7 protein-coding genes are annotated in these 9386 nt (G+C 71.7%); 4 read left to right on the top strand and 3 right to left on the bottom strand.

Annotated features, from left to right (window positions below):
• Positions 1–104: 104 nt before the first annotated feature.
• Positions 105–1829 (bottom strand): hypothetical protein, encoded by a 1725-nt coding sequence (locus QHF83_RS26525; protein WP_282420736.1) that lies wholly within the window; start codon positions 1827–1829, stop codon positions 105–107.
• Between the two features lie 174 nt (positions 1830–2003).
• Between QHF83_RS26525 and QHF83_RS26530 the strand changes: the two genes are divergently transcribed.
• The 3 genes from QHF83_RS26530 to QHF83_RS26540 all read left to right on the top strand — a co-directional run bounded on the left by QHF83_RS26530 (position 2004) and on the right by QHF83_RS26540 (position 5680).
• The gene (locus tag QHF83_RS26530) at positions 2004–3137 is read left to right on the top strand and encodes an SDR family oxidoreductase (RefSeq protein WP_282420737.1); all 1134 of its coding nucleotides are present in this window, start codon (positions 2004–2006) and stop codon (positions 3135–3137) included.
• A 112-nt stretch (positions 3138–3249) separates the two neighbouring features.
• Complete coding sequence (locus tag QHF83_RS26535; protein WP_282420738.1) at positions 3250–4464, top strand: GDSL-type esterase/lipase family protein; 1215 nt, start codon at positions 3250–3252, stop codon at positions 4462–4464.
• Between the two features lie 70 nt (positions 4465–4534).
• A complete protein-coding gene (locus QHF83_RS26540; protein WP_282420739.1) occupies positions 4535–5680 on the top strand; it encodes a serine/threonine-protein kinase in 1146 nt (381 codons plus the stop codon).
• Between the two features lie 303 nt (positions 5681–5983).
• Here the strand turns inward: QHF83_RS26540 and QHF83_RS26545 are convergent, their stop codons facing one another.
• Both QHF83_RS26545 and QHF83_RS26550 read right to left on the bottom strand, forming a co-directional pair.
• Positions 5984–6724 (bottom strand): iron-containing redox enzyme family protein, encoded by a 741-nt coding sequence (locus QHF83_RS26545; protein ID WP_282420740.1) that lies wholly within the window; start codon positions 6722–6724, stop codon positions 5984–5986.
• Between the two features lie 64 nt (positions 6725–6788).
• The gene (locus tag QHF83_RS26550; RefSeq protein WP_282420741.1) at positions 6789–8207 is read right to left on the bottom strand and encodes a YkgJ family cysteine cluster protein; all 1419 of its coding nucleotides are present in this window, start codon (positions 8205–8207) and stop codon (positions 6789–6791) included.
• 156 nt (positions 8208–8363) lie between these two features.
• On the opposite strand from QHF83_RS26550, the gene QHF83_RS26555 reads away from it, so the two are divergent.
• Positions 8364–9386: serine/threonine-protein kinase (locus QHF83_RS26555; RefSeq protein WP_282420742.1), on the top strand; the 1023-nt coding region annotated here is incomplete at its 3' end.

Below are 9386 nucleotides of genomic sequence, written 5' to 3' on the forward strand. Positions count from 1 at the left end.
CGCGCAGTTCTTCCCCCTGAGGTCCAGGGCTTGCCCTGGTCCGGGTCGAGGGGCGGATAGCCCCCGCGGGGTCCGGGGCGGCGCCCCGGCGCGGCGGCCCCAGCCTAGAGTGCGCCGCGGCGCTTGACGAGCTCTTGAATGGCGAGGTTCGCGACGTCGAGGCGCATCCATGGATCGTTCGCCCCGACCCCTTCCCCACCCTTTCCAAGGGCGAACACGACGGGCGCGCTCGGGCCGAGGTCGGCTTTGCCGGCGCGGCGATTCAGGAGGCGCAAGGGATCCACGAAGGCGACGAATGCGGTCTTGTCGCCGACGGCCGCGACGGCCGATTTTGCCTCGGCGCGGCCCGAGAGGTTTTCCTTGCCGGGCGACTCGAGGACGGTCCGGAACGCGGCCTTGGCGTCGTAGCCGGCTGCGAGGACGAGGCCTTCCTTGCCGAGCATGTAGAGGACGTCAATCGTGCTCGGCACGCCCTCCAGCGAAGGAGCGGGGGTGTCCTTGCCGGATTTGTCTTTCCGGTCCTTGCTCGCTTTGCCCTTGTCGTCCTTGCCCTCGACGCGCGCGAGGCGGATGCGGCGAATGTCGCCTGGAAGGTTTTCGAGGACGGTCTTTCCGGTGCTGACTTCGATCTCGTTTTGACCGAGCCACGAGGAGAAGCTCTTTCGTTTGGCGAGACCGAGGAGGTTTCCGAGGGCCTCGTCGAGCTTGCCTTCGTTGGCGACTTCGCTGCGCGCGTAGATGGCCGGGCCCGTGGAGAGGAGCGAGGCGCCGGCCGTGAAGGAGTCGCCTCGGCCCTCGGCGAGGGCGACGAGCGCAGCCGAAAGGGCGGCGCGGTCTTCCTCGGGGACGTCCTTGCCCATCGCTGCGATGAGGGCGTCGGCGTATTTCTTGGCGTCGGCCGTGCGTGATTTCGCGCTGTCTTGCAGATAGATCGCGAGGTCGGTGTCGGCCGGCAATTCGAGCAGGCGGCGCGGATCGCCGACGGTCATCGCGGCGATGTTCGAGGCGCCGACCGAACCCTCGCGCGGCGTGCCGAGGAGGCGCAGGTGCGCCGCGCGGTCGTCGAAATCGAGGGTGATGCGCGCGTGGTCGAGCTCGACGAGGATGCCGAGCAAGGCGTCCACGAGTCCATTCAGCGGGCTCGGGACGGGCGTGGGCGCTTTGCCGCCCTCGGCGGTCGCGCCGGGGCGGGGGCGGGGACGGAGGCTCTCCCAGCTCGAGCGCAGGCCTTTTTCGATCGGGCCGCCGAGCGCCTCGCGCGGCAGCTCGAAGGAGACGTCGGCCTTCGGCATCTTCGCCGAGGGCAAGGTGCGCACGACGTACGGGCCGACGTCGAGCAGGTCCGCGGCGTCCTGCGCGAAGAGGAGGTAGTTGCCGAGCAGGCCGATCGCCATCGCGCGAGCGCCGCCGTCCTTGGGTTCGAGGAGGGTGATGGAGGTCTTCTCGTCGACGCGGATCTGGAAGCGCGCGTTCTCGCCCTTCACGAGCAAGCCCTCGACCTTGCCGGCGTCGCGCACGTGGATGCCCATCGCCGAGCGCGGGCGGCCGCCGCCGGTGCGCTCGACGAGCGCGCCGACGAGCGGGAGGTTGCCGTCGATCTCGGCGGAGACGGCGAGCGGCAAGCCGAGGAGCGTGACCGCGAGGTTGCCCGCGTTCGAGGGGAGGAAGAGCGCAGGTCCGCCGACGGCCGCGCGCGCCTTGGCCCAGGCTTCGTCGGGGTTCGGGACGAAGACCTCGGCGAGCAGGCCCGCCGGCGCCGGGATCGGCTCGAGGGGCGCGACTTTCTGCGGCGGCGGGGGCTGTTCGTCCTTGCAACCCGTGAGGGTCACGGGGAGCGCGAGGGCGAAGGCGAAGAGGAGCCCGCGGGCGAGACGGGTGATGGCACGTCGCGGACGGGCTCGGAGGGGCGGGGCGTGGGCGCTCATCGTACGTCGGAAGGCTAGTACGAATCGCGGGCCCGTTTCACCCCGGTCTGTGGGGTTCGCATGCGGTAAGCTCGGTACGTGCCCCGCCCCGGTCACGACGAGGTCGTGCTGATCAACGGGTTCCCTTCGCTCTACGCGCAGCGGATCACCGAGCACGTGCTGTCCACGAACCCCCGCGCGTTCGTGTACGTGGTCGTGCGGGCCGAGGAGAAGGTCGAGGCCGATCGGGCGCTCGTCGCGCTCGGGGAGGCCGCCGCGGCGCGAGCGAGCGTGCTCGAAGGAGATCCCGCAGCGATGGATCTCGGGCTCTCGGGCGCGGAGTACCGGCAGCTCGCGTCGGAGGTCGATCGGATCCACCACGCGGCGCACGCGGCGTGGGTGGGGATGGACGAGGCGACCGCGGCGCGGGCGAACGTGGCGACGACGGCGGAGATCCTGGAGCTCGCGCGGGCGTCGAGCTCGCTCGAAGCGCTGGTCGTGCACTCGACGGCGGCCGTGTCGGGCGACCGGACGGGCGTGGTGTACGAGGAGGAGCTGGAAGCCGGGCAAGAGTTCCACGACGAGGCCGCGCGGGCGCGGATGCGAGCCGAGGCGGTGGCCCGGCGCGCGAGCAAGACGTTGCCGATCGTGATCGTGCGGCCCGGGGCGGTGGTCGGGGCGTCGGGGCCGGGGGATCGGCTCGACGCGCTGCACCTCGCGGCGCTGCTCGCGCTGACGACGCCAGCGGAGATCCCGCTGCCGTTGCCGCAACGAGGCGAGGCGCCGGTGCACGTGGTGCCGATGGAGTACGTGGTCCGCGCGTCGTGCGCGCTCGGGCGGATGCGGGAGGCGCGCGGCAAGACGTTTCACCTCGTGGATCCGCATCCGATCGCGGCGCGGCGTTTCTTCGAGGTGCTCGGGCGCGCCGCGCGCGGGTGCAACCTCCGGCAGGTGCCGGCGAGCGCGGCGGCGATGCTCCTGCGTACGCCGGGGATCGAGCGGTTCGTGCGCAGCCCCAAGGCGTTCCTGGAGCAGATCGCGCGCGGCGTGCGGTACGACGCGCGCGCCGCGACGAGCGCGCTCGCGGGGACCGGGATCACGTGCGCGCCGTTCGAGGCCTACGCCGAGGAGCTCGTGCGCGAGGTGGAAGAACATGTCAGCGCGCGACGCGCGCCGCGGCCGCCGTCGTCGTCTCCAGGGGGAGAAGCAGAGGTGTACGATCCGTTCTCGTGAGGTTTTCTGGGCGGGAGCGTTGCTCGCGCTCGTCGTCGCGGCCTGCGGCGGGGAACATCGGCAGCCGGCGGACGCAGGGCCGGTTCCGTCGCGTCCCGTCGCGTCCGCGTCCGTGTCTGCGTCCGCGTCGGCCAACGTGCCCGCGCCTGCGGCCTCGGCGAGCGCCGCCGCGCCGATCGAGACGGCGATCCCGGACGAAGCGGCATCCGCGGCCCCGACGCCCGCGCTGCCGACAGGCGAGCCCGAGCTTTCGCGGTTTCACGGGGCGCTGCGAGAGCTCGGCCGGGGCGGTCGGAAGGCGCACGTGCGGATCCTCTGGCTCGGCGATTCGCACGGGCAGGCGGACTTCTGGACGGGGGCGATGCGCGACGTCTTGCAGAAGCGGTTCGGCAAGGCGGGGCCGGGGTTCGTGCACGTCGGCTGGAAGCAGTACAGGCACGACGGCGTGCGGCTGTCGACCGAAGACAAGTGGACGATCCGGCCGAAGGTGCCGGCCGCGTCGTCACGAACGGGCGACGGGGTGTTCGGGCTCGGCGGTCTCGTGACGACGGGTCCGGCCGGCAGCGGTCGCGCGCGGGTGAACGTGACGGACGAAGGGCTCGCGAGCCGGCTGTCGTGGGACGTGTGCTACCGGCTGCGCTCGGCCGACGACGAGTTCGAGGTGTCGCTCGGCAGCGGGCCGAAGACGAAGATCCGCACGACCGCGACCGAGCCGCCGGGCGAGCTGCGGCATCTCTTGCTGGTGAGCGAGGGGCGCGAGACGCTGCAGGTGACGCCCACGCGCGGCAATCCCGAGCTCTGCGGGGTGGTGATCGAGACGGATCCGGCCGAGCGGCCAGGGGTGGTGCTCGACACGCTGGGGATCAACGGGGCGCGGTTCGGGACGCCGCTCGCGTGGGATGAAGCGAGCTTCGGGGCCGAGCTCGCCCGGCGGAAGCCCTCGCTCGTGGTGCTGGAGTACGGGACGAACGAGGCGGGCGACGTGGCGGTGGATCCGGTGAAGTACACGCAGAGGCTCGTGCGGCTCGTGGAGCGGATCCGCCGCTTCGCGCCCGACACGGACTGCCTCGCGCTCGCGCCGACGGATCGCGCGGACACGCGCGCACGCACGCCGCTCGTTCGTGACGCGATCCGCGAGGGCGCGCGGCAGGCGGGGTGCAGCTTCTGGGATACGTACGCCGTCATGGGCGGCGAGGGCTCGATCCGGGCGTGGGCGGCGGAGTCGCCGGCGCGCGCGGCGGGCGACGGCGTGCACCTGACGCAGCGGGGCTACCGGGATCTCGGCGAGGCGCTCGCGACGCACGTCCTCCGCGGTTTGCCCCCGTGAGACCCGTCCTCGTCCCCGGAAAAACGGAGGCGCGTTTCCTGCACTCACCCGCCCCCTTCGGAGGGGGAGCATGGCCCGAGCGGGCGAGCTGTTGGGGGACCGATACCGGCTGATCCGGGCGATCGGCGCTGGCGGGATGGGGACCGTGTGGTGGGCCCGCGACGAACGGATCGGGCGTGACGTGGCGCTGAAGCTCTCACCCCCCGAGGGCGACGTCACCGGAGCTCCCTGTTTCGTGCGCGAGACGCACATCGCCGCGCAGATCTCTCATCCGAACGTCGTGGGTGTGCTCGACGCCGGAGAGGCCGCGCCCGAGCGTCGTTTCCTGGTGATGGAGCTGCTCCGAGGCGAGACGCTGGCCGAGAGGTTGCGCTCGCGCGAGCCGCTGCCCGTGGCGGAGGCGTTGTCGATCGCGATCGAGGTTTGTCGAGGGCTCGAGGCGATCCACGCGCACGGGATCGTGCATCGGGACGTGAAGCCGGAGAACATCTTCCTCGCGGACGTACCAGGCGAGGGGCGCGTGCCGAAGCTGCTCGATTTCGGGTGCAGCGCGCCGATGGGTGCGCCCGCTGTGCCGAGCGGGTTCGTCCCGGCGCCGCTCCGGGCCGGCGAGCCGAGCGAGTGTTCGCCGGAGGGGACGCCGCGGGTCGTGGGGACCCCGCAGTACATGAGTCCAGAGCAAGCGAGCGGTGATGAGGACGTGGACGGGCGCGCGGATCTCTGGGCGCTCGGGGCGGTGCTGTACGAGGCGCTGGCGGGGCGGGCGCCGTTCGACGGGACGGACGTGGACGCGGTGATCGAGGCCGTGCTCGCGGAGGAGCCGGGTCCGCTGCCGGGCTGGGTGCCAGAGGGCGCGCGGCGGCTCGTGGCGAAGTGTCTCGAGAAGGATCGACGCAGACGGTATCCAGGCGCGCGGGCGCTGCGGTTCGCGCTGGAGGAGGCGCTCGCCGATTTCATGGGCGCGTCCTCGACGGGCTTCACGCGGAGCCGGGGTTCATCGATGAGGCCGCCCGCGCGAGGTCGCGGGCGCACGGCAGGGTTCACGATCGCAACGGCGCTCGTGCTCTTCGCCGCGGGCTCGCTCCCCTCCTTGGAAGTCGCGCGGCGGGCAGCAGCGCACCTGCTGCGCGCGACGGTCGGAGATGCGGTGAAGGCCGCCGCAAGCCGCTCGCGCGAGGCAGTGCTGTACGAGGCGAGGCCCGCCGAACCACGGTGACGCGCGCGTCGCGCCGGGGTTTCACCCCGGACCCCGACCAGGGGTTGTCCACCCCTGGACCCGGACCAGCGCAAGCGCTGGACCCAGGGCGACAGCGCGCGATGCGCGCTGTCGACAGGGGAAACGTCGCTAGCAACGAGGGCAGCGCTGCTGTCTCGATGGGCGAGGCCTCGCGGTCTTGCCAGGGCCTGTTCGATGAACTGCGCATCGCGCAGTTCATCGACCCCGAGTCCAGCGCTTGCGCTGGTCCGGGGTGCAGGGGGCGGACAGCCCCCTGCTGGGGTGCGGGGCAAAGCCACGCTCTCAGACGAGATGGCGCGCCACGGCCGAGCGATACGCTTGCCAGAGCGTGAGAGCTTCGGTCATCGCGTCGATGAGGGAGGCTGCGAGGTCGCTCTCGGGTGGGACGTGGGCGAGGAGCATGTTCCATGCGTCGCGACGATGCCCTCCCTCGACGGCGCGGTGGGCGCGGGCGAGGCGCATGCGCTCGGGGGGACAGCCGTAGTGGAGGACCATCGGGTGCGTGCGGATCACCTCGTCGATGGGCGGGAGTTTTCGTTTGCCTTCGAGCTCGGCGCGCTCGTGCACGCTGCCTTCGACGAAGATGGTCAGGATTGCGGCGCCGATTTGCCAGGGCGGGCTTGCGCTCACGCGGTCGAGCATCGCGCGGTAGGTGAGGGCCTCGGGTTCGAGGGGGATCGAGGGGGCTTCGATCGAGGCGCGATCGATGCCGAGGCCGTCGATCATTTCCAGGAACAAGGCTGGGTGCGGGACGCCGAGGCTCAGCTTTCCGGTCTGCTCTTCGTAGAGGTTCTCGGCGAGCGCGATGCGCACGTCGTCGGGCGGGCCCTGGCCGAGGACACGCGCGAGCAGCACCGGGAAGTCGCGCACGTAGGTGCGGTATTCGTGGCGGAAATGCGCGGCGAGCGCGGCGCGCGAGAGGCCTGGCTGCGTGAGCTTCGGCCAGGCCCAGTGGTTCTTCTGATCCATGATGGAAAGCAGGCGCTCGACGAGCAGCCCGCGGTCCCCCCTCGCGATCGTCATGGGCTCGATCCTCCTTGGATCGTTATGACGTCGAAGCGTCCGCGTGCACGCGATCGCCGCGTTCCTACGCGCCTGGCACGTCGTGGGCGTACGCGTCGAGGCCGTGGCCCCGGAGCGTCGCCTCCACGAGGGCGAGCGGATGCGCGAGCGCGGGCTCGCTCTGCGCATCGCCTCGCGTGAACACGAGCGGCAAGGCGCGCGCGAGGAGGATTCGCGCGGCGCGATCGCGAAGCGCGTGCGCGAGGGGGAGGTCGCTGGAGACGAGCTGATAGGCGTGTGCGCCTGCGCGAAGGTAAAAGGCCTCGGCGCGGGCGCGCGTGGCAGGAGCGGGCGCGGCGAGGGTCGGATCCTCGGCGAGCGCGCGGGAGGCGGCCTCGATCCAGCGGACGGCGCGGCGCGCGAGGTCGTGCTCGGCGCGGAAGGTCGCGTCGATGCGTGCGCGACGGGATGCGCGCGACGCGAGCGCGGCGAAGAAGGGGCGGAAGAGCTCGGCATCGAGGGGCGCGGGCTCGGCGAGGGCGCGTGTCGCGGCCGCGGGATCGAGGCCCGATGTCTCCACGGACGATGCGAGCGCTGCGAGCGCATCCGCCGTGTCGATCGGCGCGGGAGCCTCCGCGACGGCATGCATGAAGCGAACGAGATCGGCGCGCGTACCGTGCCTGCCCGGGGCGAGCAGCAGCGTCTCCGGGAGCTCGACGATCAGGATGCCCTCGTCGAGATCCGCGGAGCTTCGCGCGCCTTCGGGGACGAGCGAAGCGCCATTCGGCGGCGGCTCGAGCGCGCTCGCGAGCACGCATGCGCACTCCACCGCGGGCGCGACGCGCACCGCCTCCCCATCGTCGATGAAGAGCGCAGGAAACGTCTGGCACCCGAGCGGTTTTACGTGCGCGCCCTGCGCCGCGTGCAGGCGGCAGAGCCCGCTGCCATCGAGGTACGCGCAGCGGCCGTCGACGAGCGGCACCGAGCTCGCGCCGCAGGGGGAGGAGCCTTGCAAAGGCGTGAACGCGCGCTCGGGGTGATCACCGGCGTCGAGCACGCGCGGCAAGAGCGCGCGGGCGTAGGCTTCCTCGACGGGCCGGAAAATGACGGAGGCATAAAGACGGCAGCAGCTCCCGCGGCCGTCACACGCGAGGGAAAATCCTGGCACCGGATCGAGCCGTCGTGATGCGCCGCGGGCCTTCGACTCGGGCAGCGGCGCGACGCCTTCGGCGAGCAGGCCAGCCTCGTGCAGAGCGGCGAGGAACGCGCGCAGGGTCTCGACTTTCGCGAAGGTCCCGACGCGCGAGGCCGCGGCCACGATCCCTTCGAGATCACGCGATCCGTCGGCCTGCGAGAGCAATCCCCACTCGCGCGCGCCGAGGCGATATGCGAGGCCCGAGCGCTGATCGTGCAGGACCCAGAAGTCCTCGTCACCCACGCGGTGGCGCCGGACGACGGCGTGATCGGCGAGGCGAGGACGCGAGGGGAACGGCGCTGGCGACATGGTCAGTTGCGAGCCCAGTGCTGAACGTGTGCCTCGCTACCTGGATTCGGCGCGCCACGCGCTTCGCGTGCGAGGCTCCTCGCGAGAGGCGCCGGCCGTGCAACCTGAAAAGCTTGCTGGATCCGGCTTCTACGAACCTGATAGCATGCGGCGGCAATGGCGCTCGATACTCAGACTGCCACTGGATCGGCTTCGAAGCTCGGGAAATACGAGTTGACGCGGGAGATGGCCGGCAGTGGCGTGGCGTCCACCTGGCTCGCCCGAACGGACGGAAGCACGAAGAGCTACGTCGTGCTTCGCCTGCACAAGCACGTGACGAAGAAGCCGGAGGTCGCCGAGGCGTTCCTGCGCGACGCGAAGAACGGCAAGCTCCTCACGCACGCGAACGTGGTGCCGATGGTGGAGACGGGCGTCGGCGACGGCGAGATCTTCGTGGTCTCGGAGCACTTCGAAGGCGAGACGCTCTCCTCGCTGGTCGCGAACGCGAAGACGGCCGGCATCCCGCTGCCGATCGCGCTGCGTATCAGCCTCGAAATGCTCGAAGGTCTGTCCGCGGCGCACGCGCAGGGCGAGCCCATCGCGCACGGCGAGCTGAGCCCGTTCCACGTGCTCGTGGGCAAGGACGGCGTGACGCGCGTCGGCGGGTTCGGCTGGGCGCGGGCCCTCGCGAAGCTCGGTCCGCACGGGATCATGAAGCAAGATCGGCTCGCCTACGCGCCGCCCGAGCGCGTGAAGGCCATGAGCGCCGCGACGCCCGGCGGGCCGACGGGCACGATCGATCCAAAAGGCGACGTGTTCGCCGCCGCCGTGATCCTGTGGGAGCTCCTCGCGAAGCAGCGCCTCTTCGCCTCGAAGATGGAGGCGGCCGTCGTGCAGAAGGTCCTCTCGGGGCCGATCCAGGAGCTGTCGTCCGTGATGATCGAGGGCCTGCCGTCCTCGGTGGAGGACGCGCTCCCGAAGGCGCTCGAGCGGGATCCCGCGAAGCGCGCGTCGCTCGACAGCCTGCTCCAGGCGCTCCGCAGCGTCCCGGCCGACGAGCTCGCCAAGCCCGAGGAAGTGGGCGCTTTCGTGGAGAAGCTCGCCTCGAAGCCCGCAGCCGCGCCGGCCGTGGCGCCGGCTGCGTCGCCGGCCGTGGCGCCCGCTGTGGCGCCGGCCGCGTCGCCCGCCGTGGCGCCCGCC

Source organism: Polyangium sp. 15x6 (genome assembly GCF_029960785.1).
In the GTDB taxonomy this organism is placed as follows: Bacteria; Myxococcota_A; Polyangia; order Polyangiales; family Polyangiaceae; genus Polyangium.